The sequence below is a fragment of the Streptomyces sp. NPDC002564 genome, assembly GCF_042889645.1.
Taxonomy (GTDB): Bacteria; Actinomycetota; Actinomycetes; order Streptomycetales; family Streptomycetaceae; genus Streptomyces.
On record NZ_JBIARE010000005.1, the window covers coordinates 206749 to 225197 of the forward strand.

Below are 18449 nucleotides of genomic sequence, written 5' to 3' on the forward strand. Positions count from 1 at the left end.
CCGTGGAAGGTGGGTCATGACGGAAATTCTTGTGCAGGCGGGTGCGGAGGGTGCGGTTCCTTCCGCTGGTGGGCGGGTGGTGGACCACCCGGCGTGGCCGGTGCTCAAGGACGCCGTCGAGGACATCAGGCCCTGGCAGTCGCCGGACGGGTCCATCGACCTCGAGGCCGAAGGCGCCCCGGCGCGGAGCATCGTCGAACTGACCGTGGACCGCCTCATATCCGCGGTCGAGGAGCTGTCCCCGCTGCTCCCGCACGACACCGCGTACCACCGCGCGCTGGTCGCGGACCTGCGCGGCTGGGCCGACGGCGGCTTCCCGGTGCCGGACTTCCTCGACTCGCTGCTGGCCTTCCAGCCCGCCGCGCGCCGCGAGGACGGCCTGCAGCACCTGGTCGTCTTCCCGATGTACACGCAGAACGGCAACCCGGACCGCAATTTCGAGGCGGTCGTGCTGCGCATGGTCTGGCCCGAGTGGCTGGCCGACCTGGAGCGCACCCGCTACGACAACCCGCTGTTCTGCGGCATCACCTTCGAGGACTTCACCGCCGGGTACGACACGAACTCGGCCGTCCTCTTCCCGGAGACCATCGCCGTGCGCGAGGCCCCCGAGCGCTTCTCCTGGGGCGGCATCTTCTGCGACCGCGAGGCGGCCCGCTTCCGCCGCGTCACCGAGGCCTCCGTCGACATCCTCGGGCTCGAACTGCCCGACGACATCCGCGAGATGATCGGCGACCAGGACCGCTGCCAGCAGGCGTTCGTCCTGTGGGACATGGTGCACGACCGCACCCACAGCCACGGCGACCTGCCGTTCGACCCCTTCATGATCAAGCAGCGGCAGCCGTTCTGGATGTACGGCCTGGAGGAGCTGCGCTGCGACCTCACCGCCTTCAAGGAGGCCGTGAAGCTGGAGGCCGAGGGCGTCCCGCAGGCACGCGACGTGCAGTACGCCGTGCTCTTCGACCGGATGTTCCGCTTCCCGGTCACCGGCGACCGCGTCAAGAACTACGACGGGCTCGGCGGCCAGCTCCTCTTCGCGTACCTGCACCGGCACGACGTCGTCCGCTGGACCGACAACCGCCTCACGATCGACTGGACGCGCGCCCCGCAGGTCACCAACCAGCTGTGCGCCGAGATCGAGGAGCTCTACCGCGCGGGCATCGACCGCCCCAAGCTGGTCCACTGGTTCGCCGCGTACGATCTGGTGTCCGGGTACCTCGCCCCGCACCCCGGATCGCGCTGGGCGAAGGGCCCGGAGGCCCTGGACACCTCGCTCCCGCCGCGCAAGCTGGTCGACGAGGTGCTTCCGGACGAGTTTCCGCTCAGCATGTTCTATGAGGCGCTCTCCAAGAAGCTGAAGCACGTGATCGCCTCCACCAAGGGGATCACGGCTTCCTCGGGCGTCGAGAAGGCCGCCGCGTGAGCGGCCGCCAGGAGGAGGCGAGGACCATGTCCGCACTCGATGGAGCCGTCGTCGCGGTGGCCGGAGCCGCCGGACCGGCAGGACGCGCCACCCTGCTCAGGCTGGCCGAGGCGGGAGCCACCGTGGTGGCCTCGGACGCCGACGCCGGACGCCTGGCCGAGGCGGTGGACGCCGCACGGTACGCGCACGGCGGCGCCACCGTGGTCGGCGACACGGTCGACCTCCTCGACCTCGACGCGGCCCGCGACTGGGCGTCGCGCACGGAGAAGGAGTTCGGCCGGATCGACGGCCTGGTCCACCTCGTCGGCGGCTGGCGCGGCAGCGCGAGCTTCGCCGAGACCGACCTCGCCGACTGGGACCTGCTCGAAAAGCTGCTGATCCGCACCGTGCAGCACACCACCCTCGCCTTCGAGGACGGCCTGCGCCGCAGCGGCCGCGGCCGCTACCTGCTGATCAGCGCCGCGGGTGCCTCGAAGCCGACCGCGGGCAACGCCGCGTACTCGGCCTCCAAGGCGGCCGCCGAGGCCTGGACGCTCGCCCTCGCCGACGCCTTCCGCAAGGCGGGGGGCGAGGACGGCCCGCAGGCGGCGGCTGCCATCCTGGTGGTCAAGGCGCTGGTGCACGACGCGATGCGCGCGGAGCGGCCCAACGCGAAGTTCGCGGGCTTCACGGACGTCACGGAGCTGGCCGAGGCCATCGCCGGCGTCTGGGAGCGGCCCGCCGGGGAAGTGAACGGAAACCGCCTGTGGCTGACCGAGAAGCCGTGAACCCTCCGAAGACCGATGCCCGGCGTCACCACGACCCGGACGTCCGCGGCTTCGCGAGCGACAACTACGCGGGAGCCCACCCGGAGGTGATGGCCGCCCTGGCGCTCGCCAACGGCGGCCACCAGATCGCGTACGGCGAGGACGACTACACCGCCAACCTCCAGCAGGTGATCCGCGCGCACTTCGGCCCCACCGCCGAGGCGTTCCCGGTGTTCAACGGCACGGGTGCCAACGTCGTCGCGCTCCAGGCGGTCGCCGACCGCTGGGGCGCGGTGATCTGCGCCGAATCCGCGCACATCCACGTGGACGAGGGCGGCGCGCCCGAGCGCATGGCCGGCCTCAAGCTGCTCACCGTGCCCACGCCCGACGGCAAGCTCACCCCCGAGCTGATCGACCGTCAGGCGTTCGGCTGGGACGACGAGCACCGCGCCATGCCGCAGGTCGTCTCGATCGCGCAGAACACCGAACTGGGCACGCTCTACACGCCCGACGAGATCCGTGCGATCTGCGACCACGCGCACCAGCTCGGTATGACGGTGCACCTCGACGGGTCCCGGATAGCCAACGCGGCGGCGGCCCTCGACGTCCCCATGCGGACGTTCACGAACGCCGTCGGCGTCGACATCCTCTCGCTCGGCGGCACCAAGAACGGTGCCCTGTTCGGCGAGGCCGTCGTGGTCATCAACCAGGACGCCGTGCGTCACATGAAGCACCTGCGCAAGATGTCCATGCAGCTCGCCTCCAAGATGCGCTTCGTGTCGGTGCAGTTGGAGGCGCTGCTCGCCAAGGACCTGTGGCTGCGCAACGCCCGGCACGCCAACGAGATGGCGCAGCGCCTGGCCGAGGGCGTCCGCTCCGTGCACGGCGTGGAGATCCTCTACCCGGTGCAGGCCAACGCCGTCTTCGCCCGCCTGCCGCACGACGTCAGCGAGCGCCTGCAGAAGCGGTACCGCTTCTACTTCTGGGACGAGGCGGCGGGCGACGTCCGCTGGATGTGCGCCTTCGACACGCGCGAGGAGGACGTCGACGGATTCCTCGCGGCGCTCAAGGAGGAAATGGCGCGCTGACCCAGCGCTGCCGCACACCACCCCAGGGCTGCATGAATATACGGCCGACCGCAAATGCATTGACCTGCGGTCGGTCGTATTCCTATGCTTCCGTGCCATGCAGCTGATCCAGGAAAACCCGGACCTGTCCGCCTACTTGGCGGCGGACGAGGCCATCGACCATCTCCACCCGCTCGTACGGGAGACCGCCGCGCGCCTCGCCGCGCAGGCCACCGATTCATACGTATACGCCCGGGCGGCCTACGAATTCGTGCGCGACACCATCTCGCACTCCGCCGACAGCGGTGACCCGCGCGTCACCTGGCGCGCCTCGGACGTCCTCGCGCAGGGCACCGGCATCTGTCACGCCAAGGCGCACGCGCTGGCCGCGCTGCTGCGGGCCGAGGACATCCCCACCGCCCTGAGCTATCAGCTGCTGACGCACGACGTGGGGTCCGGCCACTGCCTGCACGGGCTCGTCGCCGTGCGCTTTGGCGGCGCGTGGCACCGGCAGGACCCGCGCGGCAACAAGCCGGGTGTCGACGCGCGGTTCTCCCTGACCGGTGAACGGCTGGCCTTCCTGCCCGATGCGGAGTCCAACGAGATGGACTATCCGGTACTCTATGCTGCACCGCATCCGGTGGTCCTGCGCGTCATGAAGGAGGCCCCGGACAGGCCGTACCTGTGGGAACACCTTCCCGACGCGCTCTGAACCGCCCGCCCCGACGCAGCAAGGCAGCCCGATGGAACCCACGCCCCACGCGCCCCTCGCGCTCACCGTCTCCGACGAGGTCCGCGCCCTCGCGCCCGGCTTCACCCACCTCGCCATCGAGGCCCACGGCCTCGTCAACGGCCCGAGCACCGACGGCACGTCGGCGCTCCTGGACGATGCCGCGCGGCGGCTCGCCGTACGCCTGGACGGACGCGCGCCGCACGAGGACCCGCACATGGCCGCCTGGCGCGCCGCCTACACGGCGTTCGGCGCGAAGCCCTCACGCACCCGCAACTCGGCCGAGGCGCTGGCCAAGCGGGCGCTCGCCGACGGCGGTCTGCCCCGGATCAACGTCCTGGTCGACCTCTACAACGCGATCAGCGTGGCCCACCTGATCCCGGTCGGCGGCGAGGACCTGGACCGGATCGTGGGCGGCATGCGTCTGGTGCGGGCCACCGGCGACGAGGCCTTCGTGACCGCCGCCGCGGGGGAGCAGGTCGTCGAGCACCCCGACACGGGCGAGGTCGTGTGGTGCGACGGGGAGGGCGTCACCTGCCGCCGCTGGAACTGGCGCCAGGGCCCGCGCACCCGCCTCGCCGAGGATTCGGTGAACGCGGTCTTCCTGCTGGAGGGCATGGGGCCGGACGCGGGCCTCGCGGCCGCGGGCGCGGAACTCGCCGAGCTCCTGGAGAAGTTCAGCCCCGGCGCGCGGATCAGCGTCCGCGCACCGGCATAGGGGCCACCGGGCCGGGGCCCGGGGCCGCTCAGGCCTCGGCGGCCTTCACCTCGGCGGGCGTCGGCGCGGTGCCGCCGAGGTGCGCCGGCATCCACCACGTGTCGTCCGGACCCTTGGGGCGCACCGGGTAGGCGCGCTGCGCGGCCTCCAGGAGCTCCTGGCAGCGCTCGCGCAGACGCCGCGTGATCGCGCCCGCGTACTGGTCCTTGGGTGCCTCCACCGGCTCGCCGACCCGGATGGTGATCGGCAGGTGGCTGCGCTTGAAGTTGCGCGGGTGCCCCTTGGTCCACAGTCGCTGCGTGCCCCACAGGGCCATCGGGATGAGCGGCACCCCGGCCTCCTGGGCCAGGCGCGCGGCACCGGACTTGAACGACTTCAGCGTGAACGACTGCGAGATCGTCGCCTCGGGGAAGACGCCGATGATCTCCCCGGAGCGCAGCGACGCGAGGGCGTGCTGATACGCGGCCTCGCCCTGCTTGCGGTCGACGGGGATGTGCTTCATCCCGCGCATCAGCGGACCGGAGATCTTGTGCCGGAACACCGACTCCTTGGCCATGAAGCGCACCAGACGCTTCTGCGGCAGCGCGGCGAGGCCGTCGAAGATGAAGTCGAGGTAGCTGATGTGGTTGCTGACGAGGACCGCGCCGCCGGAGCGGGGGATGTTCTCCGACCCCTTGCAGTCGATCTTCAGGTCCCATGCCTTGAACAGGGTTTTCGCGGCACCGATGACCGGACGGTAGACAAGCTCTGCCATGGGTGGGGAGGGCCCTTCGTTCTCTGCCTGGGGAGGGGGCTCCCGGCGGGAGGTTACGCAGCCGTAGGTTTTCGGCTTTGCGCAGATCGTGCCCCATCAACGGACGGGTGACCAGCCTTGGTGCCGCCGATCCGGGAGATTCTCGTCACGTCGGAAGCTTTTCGGAATCTTTGGGGGCGCGTGGTTGCTCTTGTGGGGAGCGTTCCGATCCGGGCGCTGCAGCGGACGTCGGGACGGAGGATCAGGTGCGGGAGCGGGACAGCGGACGGCGGCTCGGTCCGGCGGAGCTCGACGGGCCGCTGGGGGAGCGGGCGACGCTCGTGCAGTTCTCCAGCGCCTTCTGCCAGCCGTGCCGGGCGACCCGCAGGGTCCTTGCCGAGGTGGCCGGGCTGGTCCCCGGTGTCCGGCACGTCGAGATCGACGCCGAGGCCCGCCTCGACCTCGTGCGCGCGCTGGGCGTCGTGAGGACCCCGACCGTGCTCGTCCTCGACGGCTCCGGACGCGAGGTGCGCAGGGCCGCGGGACAGCCCCGCAAGGCCGATGTGATCGCCGCCCTGGGGGAGGCCGTGTGACCGACTTCCGTGCAGGTCGCGACGTGTGGCGCGGCCCGCTGGACGTGATCCGCCTTTCATATGCCGGAAGGGACTTGACTGCACCCGGCATCTATCGCGAGCCTTCTTCCATGCCTCGGGACCTTCTTCTGTACGAGCGCGTCCACGTGGACCTCGCCCGCCATGCCAGCGCGCGCTGTCCGCAGTGCTGAGCACCGACGTCTTCGCTCGTACCTCCGGCAGAAGGACAACTCCATGACGGCATCGCCAGCCCTCAGCACCCCCCGGCTCGCCACCCCCGACCTGCTCCGCTCGGTCTTCCGCCAGCACGCCGCGGGTGTCGCCGTGATCACCGCCGCCCAGGGGTCCCGCCCCGTCGGCTTCACCGCCACCTCGCTCGCCTCGGTCTCCGCCGAGCCGCCGATGCTCTCGTTCGGCATCGGCACCGGCTCCTCCAGCTGGCCCACCGTGGCCGAGGCCACCCACGTCGGCGTCCACATACTCGGCGAGGACCAGCAGGAGCTCGCCGCCACCTTCGCCCGCAGCGGGGCCGACCGCTTCGGCGCGCCCACCAGCTGGCGCGAGGGCCCCGAGGGCGTGCCCGTGCTCGACGGCGCGCTCGCCTGGCTGGTCTGCCGGATCGTGGCCCGGGTGCCCGCAGGCGACCACCGCATCGTGCTCGCGGAGGCCCTGGTCGGCGACCGCGCCGACGAGGGCCGCCCGCTCCTCTACCACCAGGGGCGCTTCAACGCCCTGCGCGACTGAGAGTTCCCGGTCGGGGGCGTGCGGTCCGATTACGGAGCGTTGGGAACGTCACAGTTCAAAGCGCTTGCTCAGCGGGAATGAACTGGGTGTACTCATGAGTAATATTTCGGTCGGAGCGCGGGCCGCCCCGACCGGGATCCGCCGCTTCAGGCGCCTATGCTGCCTGCAAGAAGGCAGTAGCCATAAGCCAAGGCAGCAGCCCAGTAAAGACGATGCAGTAGGAGAGCCGGCGTGAGCTTGAGGATCGTTGTCTGTGTGAAGTACGTGCCCGACGCCACCGGCGACCGGCACTTCGCCGATGACCTGACCGTCGACCGCGACGACGTCGACGGCCTGCTGTCGGAGCTCGACGAGTACGCGGTCGAGCAGGCACTGCAGATCGCCGACGAGGCGGACGACGCGGAGATCACCGTGCTGACCGTCGGCCCCGAGGACGCCAAGGACGCGCTGCGCAAGGCGCTCTCCATGGGCGCCGACAAGGCCGTCCACGTCGAGGACGACGATCTGCACGGCACCGACGTGATGGGCACCTCCCTGGTGCTCGCCAAGGCCATCGAGAAGACCGGCTACGACCTGGTCATCGCCGGTATGGCCTCCACCGACGGCACCATGGGCGTGCTGCCGGCGATCCTCGCGGAGCGCCTGGGCGTCCCGCAGGTCACGCTGCTCTCCGAGGTCTCCGTCGAGGGCGGCACGGTCAAGGGCCGCCGTGACGGCGACACCGCCAGCGAGCAGCTGGAGGCGTCCCTGCCGGCCGTCGTGTCCGTGACGGACCAGTCGGGCGAGGCCCGCTACCCGTCCTTCAAGGGCATCATGGCCGCCAAGAAGAAGCCGGTGGAGTCGCTCGACCTGGGCGACCTGGACATCGACGCCGAAGAGGTCGGCCTCGAGGGTGCCTGGACCAAGGTCGACTCCGCCGCCGCGCGTCCGGCCCGCACGGCCGGCACGATCGTCAAGGACGAGGGCGAGGGCGGCAAGCAGCTGGCTGAGTTCCTCGCGGGCCAGAAGTTCATCTGAGCCTCAGTCACCCTCCCCACCGCCCAACTTCTTCGCAATCGCAGGAGATTGAAGTCCCATGGCTGAAGTTCTCGTCTACGTCGACCACGTGGACGGTGCCGTCCGCAAGCCCACCCTGGAGCTGCTGACCCTGGCCCGCCGCGTCGGCGAGCCCGTCGCCGTCGCCCTCGGTGCCGGCGCCGAGGCCACCGCCGCCACGCTCGCCGAGCACGGCGCCGTCAAGGTGCTCACCGCCGACGCCCCCGAGTTCGCCGACTACCTTGTCGTACCGAAGGTGGACGCGCTCCAGGCCGCGTACGAGGCCGTCTCCCCGGTCGCCGTGCTCGTCCCCTCCTCCGCGGAGGGCAAGGAGATCGCGGCCCGCCTCGCGGTCCGCATCAAGTCCGGCATCATCACCGACGCCGTCGACCTGGAGGCCGGCGACGAGGGCCCGGTGGCCACGCAGTCCGCGTTCGCCGCCTCGTACACCACCAAGTCCCGCGTCTCCAGCGGCACGCCGGTCATCACGGTCAAGCCGAACTCGGCCGCCGTGGAGGCCGCCCCGGCCGCCGGCGCCGTCGAGGCGCTCGCCGTCTCCTTCTCGGAGAAGGCCACCGGCACCAAGGTCGTCTCGCGCACCCCGCGCGAGTCGACGGGCCGTCCCGACCTGACCGAGGCCGCGATCGTGGTCTCCGGCGGCCGTGGCGTCAACGGCGCCGAGAACTTCTCGATCATCGAGAACCTCGCCGACTCGCTCGGTGCCGCCGTCGGCGCCTCGCGTGCCGCGGTCGACGCCGGCTGGTACCCGCACTCCAACCAGGTCGGCCAGACCGGCAAGTCGGTCTCCCCGCAGCTGTACATCGCGTCCGGCATCTCCGGCGCGATCCAGCACCGGGCCGGCATGCAGACGTCGAAGACCATCGTCGCCATCAACAAGGACGCCGAGGCCCCGATCTTCGACCTCGTCGACTACGGCGTCGTCGGCGACCTTTTCGAGGTCGTCCCGCAGCTCACCGAAGAGGTCAAGACCCGCAAGGGCTGAGCTCGTCGACCGTCCGAGGCCCTCGTTCCCGCCGCGCGGGGGCGAGGGCCTCGGCGCGTCACAGGGTCAGGCTCGCCTGCACCGGCAGGTGGTCGCTCGGGAACTGCCCGTCCAGCGCGAACGTGTTGATCGAGGCCTCGTGGACCCGCACCCCGGGGGTCGTCAGGATCCAGTCGATGCGGTCGCCGTCCGGGACGAGGGGCTTGTAGCCGTGGAAGGTGGCGTACGCCGTGCCGCGCCGGTCCGCCGCGTCCCAGCTGTCGGCCAGACCGGCGCCCAGGAGCGTGTCGTACACCGGGTTCCTGTGCGCGGCCACGTTGAAGTCGCCGGTCACCAGGAGCGGCAGGGAACGGTCCAGGCGGCCCGCGCGCCGCACGATCAGCTCCGCGGCACGCGCGCGTGCGTGCTGGGACGCGTTGTCGAGGTGGGTGTTGAGCACATACAGCTCGTCGCCGGTGCGCAGGTCCTGGAAGCGCACCAGGGTGACCATCCGGATGGAGCCGCCGCCCCAGGTGTTGGAGCCGATGACGTCCGGAGTGTCCGAGAGCCAGAAGTGGTCGTACTCGACCGGCGCCAGCCTGCGTGTGTCGTAGAACACGGCCATGAACTCGTCGCGGCTGCCGCCCGCGCGGCCCGTGCCGATCCAGTCGTAGTGCGGGGCGAGGTCGGCGGCGATGTCCCGCACCTGCTGGTACAGGCCCTCCTGCGTACCGATGACGTGCGGCCGGGCGCGGCGCAGCAGCTCCCGGGTCACCGGGCGGCGCTCGGCCCAGCTGTTGGGCGGCGTGGCGCTCGCGTAGCGGAGGTTGAACGACATGACCTCCAGACGGCGGCCGGGGCGCGGCACGGCGTGCGCGGGCCCGGCGGACAGCACCGTGCCGAGCAGGGGCAGCGCGGCGGCCGCGGCGACGGCCGTCCGCAGGCCGGAACGGCGGGTGACACGGGAGTCGGTCGGCACACGGTCTCCTTCGGTTCGGGGCGCGCGGCCAGGATGGAGTGCGCGCGCACGCGTACGTAAGCAGGATCTGAGACAGCGGGAGAAGAATCCGGGACACGCGTGAACTCCCGAGGTCGGGGACGGGTCCACGACACGAGAGGGTGTTGACCAGCACGAAGGTCACGGATAACTTCGCTATACGGATTGTTGATTCCGTGGAGCGGAAATGCCGGGCGCGGCACCGAGCGTGTGGAGGATGCAGGAATGGGTCAGCAAGAGAAGGTGGCAACGAGCCTCGCCGGTGCGGTCAGCGAGGGCATCAGCGCTTCCCTCGCCCCGGTGGACGCGAAGCTGGAGCGCCTCTACCCGGGAGACCCAGGCACCCGCCAGCCCGTCCACACCGTGTACGTGCCCGGGGAGCAGTTCGACGCGACCTCCCTGCGCACCTGGGGCGACAAGGCGCTCGCGATGCTCGACGAGCACGCCCCCGACGCCGCCTCCTTCGCCGCCGTCCTCGGCCTGGACGACACCCTCGCGGAGGCCGTCTACACGCGCGTGCGCACCAAGCTGGAGCGCGAGCCCGTCGAGGACCTGCGCATCGACTTCGAGGACGGCTACAAGGGCGCCGACGAGGACCAGGACGCCGCCCGCGCGGCCCGCCTGGTCGCCGAGGCGTACAAGAACGGCACGGCCGCCCCGTACATGGGCATCCGCATGAAGTGCATGGAGGAGGCGGTACGCGACCGCGGCATCCGCACCCTCGACATCTTCCTGTCCGGTCTCATGGAGGCCGGCGGCCTGCCCGACGGGCTCGTGCTGACCCTGCCGAAGGTGACCTATCCCGAGCAGGTCGCCGCGATGGTCCGTCTCCTGGAGGAGTTCGAGAAGGCGCGCGGCATCGAGCCCGGCCGGATCGGCTTCGAGATCCAGATCGAGACCAGCCAGTCCATCATGGCCACCGACGGCACCGCCGCCGTCGCCCGCATGATCCAGGCCGCCGAGGGCCGCGCCACCGGCCTGCACTACGGCACCTTCGACTACAGCGCCTGCCTGCACGTCAGCGCCGCCTACCAGGCCAGCGACCACCCGGCCGCCGACCACGCCAAGGCCGTCATGCAGGTCGCCGCCGCGGGCACCGGGGTCCGCGTCTCCGACGGCTCCACCAACGTCCTGCCCGTCGGCACCAGCGCACAGGTCCACGACGCCTGGCGGCTGCACTACGGCCTCACCCGCCGTGCCCTGGCCCGCGCCTACTACCAGGGCTGGGACATGCACCCGGGCCACATCCCGACCCGCTACGCCGCCGTGTTCGCGTTCTACCGCGAGGGCTTCGAGGCGGCCGCCGCGCGCCTGGCCGCCTACGCGGGGCACCACGAGGGCGGCGCCGTCGCCGACGAGCCCGCCACCGCCAAGGCGCTCGCCGGCTACCTGCTGCGCGGCCTCGACTGCGGGGCCCTCGACGCGGGCGAGGTGACCCGGCTCACCGGTCTCACCCTGGCCCGCCTGCAGGGCTTCTCGGGCCCGCGCCGCGGCGACCTCACGGTGTCGGGCAAGTAGCCCGGGCAACACCCGCCTCCGCCGTCACGGCTGACCCGTACGTCACGGCTGACCCGTACGTCACGGCTGACCCGTACGTCACGGCTGACCCGTACGTCACGGCTGCCCCGTACTCTGTACGCCACGACAAGTGGTGTCGCAGGGACGGGGCAGCGGTGCATTCGGGGGATCAGGAACAGACGGACGGGGCCGGCAGGCTCCTGGCCGGGCGCTACCGCGTCGTGGCGCAGCTCGGACGCGGCGGCATGGGCGTCGTGTGGCGCGCCGTCGACGAGGTGCTGCACCGCGAGGTCGCGGTCAAGGAACTGCGTACGTACACGGACACCGCGGGGCCCGAACTGGCCGACCTGCGCCTGCGGACGCAGCGCGAGGCCCGCGCGGCCGCCCGCGTGCGCCACCCCGGCGTCGTCGCCGTGCACGACGTGGCGGAGGTCGAAGGACGCCCGCTCATCGTCATGGAACTCGTCGACGGTCCCTCCCTGGACGACGTGCTGCAGGACCGCGGCACGCTCGACCCCCGCGAGGCCGCCGCCATCGGCGCCAAGGTCATGGACGCCCTGGCCGCGGCACACCGCGCCGGCGTCCTGCACCGCGACGTGAAGCCCGGCAACATCCTCCTGGAGACCGGCGGCCGCGTCGTCCTCACCGACTTCGGCATCGCCACGATGGACGACCCCGGCGACGGCTCGGCCACCCACCTCACCCGCAGCGGCGAACTGATCGGCTCCCTCGACTACTTGGCGCCCGAGCGCGCCCAGGGCCACGACCCGGGCCCCGCCTCCGACGTCTGGGCGCTCGGCGCCACGCTGTACGCCGCGGTCGAGGGCTCCTCGCCCTTCCGCCGCACGTCGACGTGGTCGACGCTCACCGCCATCGTCGTCGACCCGCTGCCCGAGCCGCGCCGCGCGGGACCGCTGACCCCGGTCCTCCGGCAGCTCATGCACAAGGACCCGCAGGCACGCCCCGACGCCGGCGCGGCACGGCTACTGCTCGCCGGGGTGGCGTCGACGGCCCACGGCACGGACCCGGCCGCACCGCCCCGGACCGCACCGGGGCCGTACGGCGCCACGGAGCGCAGCATCCCGAGCGCGCCGCCCCCGGGCTTCGGACCGGCACCGGCCACGCCGTCGCAGGCGCCGACGCCCCTCCCGTACGCCGGGGATCCGTACGCCGGGCATCCGGTGGCCGGAGAGCCGGTGGGCGGACCGCCGGCCGGAGGACACCTCGTCGCAGGGCGCCCCGCCCCACCCGTGGGCCGCGCCGAGACGCGTGCCGAGACCCGCGCCGCCCGACGGCCGCGCCGCGGCCGGGTGTTGCTCGCCGCCGCTGCCGTCGGTGCCGTCCTCGCGGCGACCGGAGCCACCGTCGCCGTCCTCCAGGGCGGGGACGACGGCGGAGACCAGGAGCGTGCCGCCGACGCGGCCCCCGCAGGCGCCCGCCCCGCCGAGGACGACGGCAGCCGCGGCCCGCTGACCGACCGCACGAAGCGCCCCGAGCCGTCGGGGCAGGGCGACGAGAAGTCCCGCAGACCCGACGGAAAGCCCTCCGGCGGCACCGGAAAGCCCGCCGGGAACGGCAAGGACTCCGCGGGCCGGGGCCAGGACCAGGGCAAGGACAAGGACGGCGGTACGTCGTCCCGGCGCCCCGGGCCCACCGGCAGGCCGGCCGGCGGCGGTTCCGCCGACGGCGGCGCCGAGCCCGCCCCCGTCTGCCACCCGGCGGGCGGCGGCAAGCACGACTGCCAGGTGTGGCGCGCCGCCACGTCGTACACGGCGGGCGGCGCCGAGGCGGGCAGGCTGAACGCGGGCACCAACTACTTCTACTGCCAGCAGAACCTGGGCCGCCGCGAGACGTACGGCCGGTGGACGAACGTCTGGTGGGCCAGGACGGACGACGACAGCGGCAACACCAACGTGTTCGTCAGCGTCGTCTACCTCAAGGGCGGTTCCGACGACAAGCCGCTGCCCGGCCTGCCCACCTGCTGAGGAAACGGATACGGAGAGGACGGCCGGGTCCATGAGCACGGCAGCCCGCACCGGCGGCCCGGACGCGCTGTACGCCCGCGTCGAGGCGGCCGTCGAGGGAACCGCGTACCGCCTGCGGCGCACGGAGCGGGGCTTCGACCTGAGCGCGGACGTCCCGCAGGCGAGCCGTCACCGCAGCCAACTGCACACCTACCGGGTGGAGTTGCGGACGGCGGAGCAGGCCTACGTCATGACGGACGTCGTCCGCACCGAGAGCCGCGGGCCGGGCGGGGTGCGCGGCACGACCGTCGCGTCGGGCCGCAGCCGGTACACGACCTGGAGCACCGCCGCCGACGGCACCGGGCGACAGCGCTTCTCGTCCGCCGACGGGCACCGCCTGATCCGGGGCGCGGCGGCCGAGCTGGGCTGGCGTGAGGTCAGGCCGACGGGCCAGAAGGTCGCGCTCGTCTGCGGCGCCGTCGGCGGCCTGCTCGCCCTCGGCACGCTCATCGCCCTCGGAGCCGTCTTCCTGCTCTGACCGGCACCCTGTCTGACCGCCCCCGCTCCGACCGGCCGTCCCTCTGGCCGACCTCTGCTCTGACTGGCCTCTGCTCTGACTGGCCCCCGCTCCGGCCGGCCCGCTCAGACCCGTTCCGGCGCCGACCGGCGGGAGGGCGCGCCGGTGCGGCGCCACGCGTCAGTCCGCGGGCGGCAGTTCGCCCGAGCCGCGGGTGATCAGCCGCGTGGGCAGCTCGACGCGCTCCGGCGCCCCGGACGCGCCGTCGAGCTGCCGGAACAGCCGCTCCGCCGCCGTCCTGCCCAACTGCGCCGCGTCCTGCGCGACCACGGTCACGCCGGGGCTCAGCAGATCCGCGAGCTCGATGTCGTCGAAGCCGACCAGGGCCACCGGCCGGTCGAGCGAGGCCAGCACCCGCACGACCGTCACCGTCACACGGTTGTTGCCCGCGAAGACCGCCGTGACCGGCTCGGGGCCGCCCAGCATCTCCTCGGCGGCCGCGCCGACCCGCTCGGGATCGGTGGCGCCCAGCGACACCCACGCCTCGTCGACCGGGATGCCCGCGTCCTCCATCGCGGCGCGGTAGCCGCGCAGCCGCTCTATGGCGGTGTGGATGCGCGGCTGGTCGCCGATGAAGCCGATGCGGCGGTGCCCGTGCGCGATGAGGTGCGCGACGCCGTCCCGCGCGCCGCCGAAGCTGTCCGAGAGCACCACGTCGGCGTCGATCTTCCCGGCGGGCCGGTCCACGAAGACGGTGGCGACTCCGGCGGCGATCTCCGGCTCCAGATAGCGGTGGTCGTCACCGGCCGGGATCACCACGAGCCCGTCCACCCGGCGTGCGCAGAGCGCGAGCACCAACTCCTGCTCGCGGTCCGGGTCCTCGGCGCTCGACCCGTTGATGAGCAGCGCGCCGTGCGCCCGGGCCACTTCCTCCACGGCGCGGCTCAGCGGCCCGTAGAAGGGGTCGGCCAGGTCCTCGAGGACGAGCCCGATGCTGGCGGTGCGGCCCTTGCGGAGCACGCGCGCGCTGTCGTTGCGGCGGAAGCCCAGGGCCTCGATGGCCTCCTGGACGCGGCGCTCGGTGTCGGGGGTGACCCCCGGCTCGCCGTTCACGACCCGCGACACCGTCTTCAGGCCGACTCCGGCGCGGGCGGCGACGTCCTTCATGGTCGGCCGGTTGCCGTAACGGTTCTCGGGTCGTCGGGCGGCGGTCTCGGCCACGGTGCGCTGTCCTGTCCTGTCGTCCACGAAGTCTCCACGTGCTCACCTGCGGGCGTCCGGGTGCGTCACCCCGGGTGTCCATGGTGCGTCCCCCGGGCGTCCGGGGTGCGTGCCCGGGGCCCGCCATGAGCATGTGGCGTCGAGCATAGGGCCTGGACAACGTTGTCAGATGCAAGGGAGACTGACCTTCGCACTCTCCGGCCTGCCGATACACCAGGAGACCCGACACAGATGCACATGGACCTCGTCGCCGCACTCGACATCGGCGGCACCAAGATCGCCGGAGCCCTGGTGGACGGGCGCGGCCGGATCCTGCTCCGCGCGCAGCGGCCGACGCCCGCGCGCGAGGACGGCGACACGGTGATGCGGGCGGTCGAGGAGGTCCTCGCGGAGCTGACCGCGGGTGAGCTGTGGGGCCGCGCGACGGCCGTGGGCATCGGCAGCGCGGGCCCGGTGGACGCGTCCGCCGGTACGGTCAGCCCCGTCAACGTCCCCGGCTGGCGCGGCTATCCGCTCGTCGACCGGGTCCGCGCCGCCACCGGCGGCCTGCCCGTCGCCCTGGTCGGCGACGGCGTGGCGATGACCGCGGCCGAGCACTGGCAGGGCGCGGCCCGCGGCCACGACAACGCGCTCTGCATGGTCGTCTCCACCGGTGTCGGCGGCGGCCTCGTCCTCGGCGGCAAGCTCCACCCGGGTCCCACCGGCAACGCGGGCCACATCGGCCACATCAGCGTGGACCTCGACGGCGACCCCTGCCCGTGCGGGGCGCGCGGCTGCGTCGAGCGGATAGCCAGCGGCCCGAACATCGCGCGCCGCGCGGTCGAGGGCGGCTGGCGCCCGGGCCCCGACGGCGACACGTCCGCCGCGGCCGTGGCGACCGCGGCCCGGGCGGGCGACCCCGTGGCGCTCGCCTCGTTCGAGCGCGCGGCACAGGCGCTGGCCGCCGGGATCGCCGCCACGGCCACACTCGTCGAGATCGACATCGCGGTGATCGGCGGGGGAGTGGCGAAGGCGGGCGACGTGCTCTTCACGCCGCTGCGCCGCGCCCTGCGGGACTACGCCACGCTCTCCTTCGTGCGCCAACTGACCGTGGCCCCGGCCCTGATGGGTACGGACGCGGGCCTGGTGGGCGCTGCGGCGGCCGCGCTGGACGGCGCGCCGAGCGCCGCGGCGGTGGACCTGAGGTCCGCGGTGGGCGGCTGATCCGAGGTCGGCCTGCCCGGGGCCCCGCGCCCCGAGAGCGGGACGGGGGCGGCGCGACCGCCGCCGCCCCCCCCGCCTGGGCCACTGGGCCAGGGAGGCCACCGGCCCAGCGGGGCCACCGCCCCAGGGAAGTCAGCAGCTCAGCGAGGCCTGCGCCCAGTCCCCGTGGTCCGAGTCGATCCCGTCCCCGCCGTCGGTGGCGACGAGCCGCACGGTCTGGGCGCCGCTCACGTCGGCCGAGAGTTCCTGCGCGGGCATGGCGTTGGTGAGCACCCCGGTCGACGCGGCCTTCCTGCCGTCGGCCCAGATCTCGAAGGCGACGGTGCCCTTGACGATCGTCTCGTCGTCGACGCCGACCTGCGCGGTGACCTTCTCGCACGCCCCTCCGGTGTAGTACTCCACGGTGCTCTCCGCGTGGACGCCGAGCCCCTTCGCGTACACCGTGCCGCCGATGGTGATCGGCCTGCCGTCGCCCGCGCCGCTGTCGCCGTTGCTGGTGTCGCGCTCCACGGGTCCCCAGCCGTTCGTCGCCGACAGCCACGGCAGGTCGCCGAGGGACGAGGTGCCCGCGGGCGGTGCGAGGACCACCTGGGCCGTGAGCGGCAGTTCCTTCTCGGCCCGCGCGCCCTGCGGCGAACGGTAGGTGGCCTTGAGGGCCAGGTCGTACGCTCCCGGTCGCGTGCCCGCGGGCGCGGTGACGGTCCACGTCGTGGCGAGGGTCCTGCCGGTGGGCAGTGCGGCGGCGGTGCTCGGCGAGGTGGCCCGCACGGCCCAGCCCGCGGGGGCGCCGAGCGCGACGGTGACCCGCTGGGCGGCCGTGCGGCCGAGGTTGGTGACCTCGGAGGTGACCTTCGCGGAGGTGCCCGCCTCGACGAACAGGCCGCCCTTCAGAGCCAGTTCGGTGGCCGGCGGATGGTGGGACCACTTGTCGTCGGCGGACACGCGCAGCAGCACGGTGCCGTGGGCGGGGACGGTCGCGGCGATGCGGCCCGCCGTGTGGTAGCTCTTGTGCTGCCACAGGTCGCGCAGCGTGTAGGCGTCGGCGCCGGGGAGCCCGACCGCCTTCGCCGTCGTGGCGACGGACTGCGCGCTGCCGGTCTCGTTGAACAGCGCGACGGCCCGGCTGCCGTCCTTCATCTGCTTGGCGACCACCCAGCGCCCGCCCTCGGACGAGACGACCGAGCCCTGTCGGCCCAGGGGGTCCTGGTCGACGGCGATGACCTCTTCGTTGCCGAGGATCTCGAAGGTCCGGGGTGAGGCCTTGCGCAGGTCGGAGCCGATGAGCAGCGGCGCGGCCATGATCGACCACAGGGAGAAGTGCGTGCGGTACTCGGTGTCCGTCATGCCGCCGTTGCCGACCTCCAGCATGTCGGGGTCGTTCCAGCGGCCCGGGCCCGCGTACGGCGCGAGCGGCAGGTTCCGCTTCATGATCGACAGCATCGAGCCCCAGGAGTCGCTGATGTCACCGGTGGTGCGCCACAGATGGCCGACGTCGGCGGCCCACTCCCAGGGCTTGTTCTCGCCCCATTCGCAGATGCTGTAGACGATGGGCCTGCCGGTCGCCTCCAGCGCGTCGCGCATCGCGGTGTACCGCTGTCTGGCGTCCACGCCCTGGTTGTTGCAGTTGTCGTACTTGAGGTAGTCGACGCCCCAGTCGGCGAACTGCCGGGCATCGCTGCGCTCGTGGCCCAGCGCGCCGGGGAAGCCGGCGGAGTTGCAGGTCTTGGTGCCCGCGCTGGTGTAGATGCCCAGCTTGAGGCCCTTGGCGTGGACGTAGTCGGCAACCGCCTTGATCCCGCCGGGGAAGCGCACGGGGTCCGGCACCAACTTGCCGTTCGCGTCGCGCTCCGGAAGGGCCCAGCAGTCGTCGAGGTTGACGTACTGGTACCCGGCCTCCTTGAGGCCCTTCTCGACGAACAGGTCCGCGATGCCCTTGACCATCGCCTCGTCGAACTCGGCCCTGCAGTGCGTGGAGTTCCAGTTGTTGAAGCCCATGGGCGGGGTGAGCGCGAGGCCGTCGGGGACCTTCGTGGCGGGGCCCGGCGCGACCGGCGCGGTCGCCGCGCGTCCGCCCTCCGCAGGGTGTGTGGGTGACGGCCCGGCGGCGGTCCGGCCGGCGGTGTCCCGCGCCGCCGCGGGCGCGGCGAGCCCGGCGGCACACAGCAGCGCGGCGGCCAGTGATCCGACCACTCTTCGGCGGGTGGTGCGGGCGGGGAGATGACGCATCGTTACGTTCCTCCGTACTCGCGGAATATGGGGGG

The 18449-nt window shown here is 72.7% G+C and carries 17 protein-coding genes; 13 read left to right on the top strand and 4 right to left on the bottom strand.

Annotated features, from left to right (window positions below; translation table 11 throughout):
* The first annotated feature begins 16 nt into the window (after positions 1-16).
* The 5 genes from ACFYXE_RS19730 (at position 17) to ACFYXE_RS19750 (ending at position 4681) form a co-directional block, all read left to right on the top strand.
* The gene (locus ACFYXE_RS19730; protein WP_389313985.1) at positions 17-1420 is read left to right on the top strand and encodes a DUF6421 family protein; all 1404 of its coding nucleotides are present in this window, start codon (positions 17-19) and stop codon (positions 1418-1420) included.
* 26 nt (positions 1421-1446) lie between these two features.
* Positions 1447-2187 carry an SDR family NAD(P)-dependent oxidoreductase gene (locus tag ACFYXE_RS19735; RefSeq protein WP_389313987.1) on the top strand — a complete coding sequence of 247 codons (741 nt, stop codon included), beginning with the start codon at positions 1447-1449 and terminating at the stop codon, positions 2185-2187.
* The gene (locus tag ACFYXE_RS19740; protein ID WP_389313989.1) at positions 2184-3254 is read left to right on the top strand and encodes a threonine aldolase family protein; all 1071 of its coding nucleotides are present in this window, start codon (positions 2184-2186) and stop codon (positions 3252-3254) included. Before ACFYXE_RS19735 ends, ACFYXE_RS19740 begins: the two co-directional genes overlap by 4 nt.
* A 97-nt stretch (positions 3255-3351) precedes the next feature.
* Positions 3352-3945: a transglutaminase domain-containing protein gene (locus ACFYXE_RS19745; protein WP_389313991.1), complete on the top strand. Its 594-nt coding sequence runs from the start codon at positions 3352-3354 to the stop codon at positions 3943-3945.
* Between the two features lie 31 nt (positions 3946-3976).
* Positions 3977-4681, top strand: coding sequence for a B3/4 domain-containing protein (locus tag ACFYXE_RS19750; RefSeq protein ID WP_389313993.1), 705 nt, complete (start codon positions 3977-3979; stop codon positions 4679-4681).
* 28 nt (positions 4682-4709) lie between these two features.
* On the opposite strand, the gene ACFYXE_RS19755 is transcribed toward ACFYXE_RS19750, so the two are convergent.
* Positions 4710-5435 carry a lysophospholipid acyltransferase family protein gene (locus ACFYXE_RS19755; protein ID WP_361172315.1) on the bottom strand — a complete coding sequence of 242 codons (726 nt, stop codon included), beginning with the start codon at positions 5433-5435 and terminating at the stop codon, positions 4710-4712.
* 245 nt (positions 5436-5680) lie between these two features.
* On the opposite strand from ACFYXE_RS19755, the gene ACFYXE_RS19760 reads away from it, so the two are divergent.
* The 4 genes from ACFYXE_RS19760 (at position 5681) to ACFYXE_RS19775 (ending at position 8789) form a co-directional block, all read left to right on the top strand.
* The gene (locus ACFYXE_RS19760; protein WP_361172312.1) at positions 5681-6007 is read left to right on the top strand and encodes a thioredoxin family protein; all 327 of its coding nucleotides are present in this window, start codon (positions 5681-5683) and stop codon (positions 6005-6007) included.
* 234 nt (positions 6008-6241) lie between these two features.
* Positions 6242-6751: a flavin reductase family protein gene (locus ACFYXE_RS19765; protein WP_389313996.1), complete on the top strand. Its 510-nt coding sequence runs from the start codon at positions 6242-6244 to the stop codon at positions 6749-6751.
* Between the two features lie 231 nt (positions 6752-6982).
* Positions 6983-7768: an electron transfer flavoprotein subunit beta/FixA family protein gene (locus tag ACFYXE_RS19770; RefSeq protein WP_389313998.1), complete on the top strand. Its 786-nt coding sequence runs from the start codon at positions 6983-6985 to the stop codon at positions 7766-7768.
* A gap of 58 nt (positions 7769-7826) precedes the next feature.
* On the top strand, positions 7827-8789 hold the full coding sequence (locus ACFYXE_RS19775) for an electron transfer flavoprotein subunit alpha/FixB family protein (protein ID WP_361172305.1): 963 nt from the start codon (positions 7827-7829) through the stop codon (positions 8787-8789).
* Between the two features lie 58 nt (positions 8790-8847).
* On the opposite strand, the gene ACFYXE_RS19780 is transcribed toward ACFYXE_RS19775, so the two are convergent.
* Positions 8848-9747, bottom strand: coding sequence for an endonuclease/exonuclease/phosphatase family protein (locus tag ACFYXE_RS19780; protein WP_389314000.1), 900 nt, complete (start codon positions 9745-9747; stop codon positions 8848-8850).
* 243 nt (positions 9748-9990) lie between these two features.
* Here ACFYXE_RS19780 and ACFYXE_RS19785 point away from each other — a divergent pair, with 243 nt between their 5' ends.
* The 3 genes from ACFYXE_RS19785 to ACFYXE_RS19795 all read left to right on the top strand — a co-directional run bounded on the left by ACFYXE_RS19785 (position 9991) and on the right by ACFYXE_RS19795 (position 13785).
* The gene (locus ACFYXE_RS19785) at positions 9991-11283 is read left to right on the top strand and encodes a DUF6986 family protein (RefSeq protein ID WP_389314002.1); all 1293 of its coding nucleotides are present in this window, start codon (positions 9991-9993) and stop codon (positions 11281-11283) included.
* Between the two features lie 155 nt (positions 11284-11438).
* On the top strand, positions 11439-13268 hold the full coding sequence (locus tag ACFYXE_RS19790) for a protein kinase (RefSeq protein ID WP_389314004.1): 1830 nt from the start codon (positions 11439-11441) through the stop codon (positions 13266-13268).
* Between the two features lie 31 nt (positions 13269-13299).
* Positions 13300-13785 (top strand): hypothetical protein, encoded by a 486-nt coding sequence (locus tag ACFYXE_RS19795; protein WP_389314006.1) that lies wholly within the window; start codon positions 13300-13302, stop codon positions 13783-13785.
* Positions 13786-13944: 159 nt separating this feature from the next.
* Here ACFYXE_RS19795 and ACFYXE_RS19800 read toward each other — a convergent pair whose 3' ends face one another.
* Positions 13945-14985 carry a LacI family DNA-binding transcriptional regulator gene (locus tag ACFYXE_RS19800; protein WP_361172357.1) on the bottom strand — a complete coding sequence of 347 codons (1041 nt, stop codon included), beginning with the start codon at positions 14983-14985 and terminating at the stop codon, positions 13945-13947.
* Between the two features lie 231 nt (positions 14986-15216).
* Here ACFYXE_RS19800 and ACFYXE_RS19805 point away from each other — a divergent pair, with 231 nt between their 5' ends.
* On the top strand, positions 15217-16188 hold the full coding sequence (locus ACFYXE_RS19805; protein WP_389314008.1) for an ROK family protein: 972 nt from the start codon (positions 15217-15219) through the stop codon (positions 16186-16188).
* Positions 16189-16320: 132 nt separating this feature from the next.
* Here the strand turns inward: ACFYXE_RS19805 and ACFYXE_RS19810 are convergent, their stop codons facing one another.
* The gene (locus tag ACFYXE_RS19810) at positions 16321-18414 is read right to left on the bottom strand and encodes an NPCBM/NEW2 domain-containing protein (protein ID WP_389314010.1); all 2094 of its coding nucleotides are present in this window, start codon (positions 18412-18414) and stop codon (positions 16321-16323) included.
* Between the last annotated feature and the right edge of the window lie 35 nt (positions 18415-18449).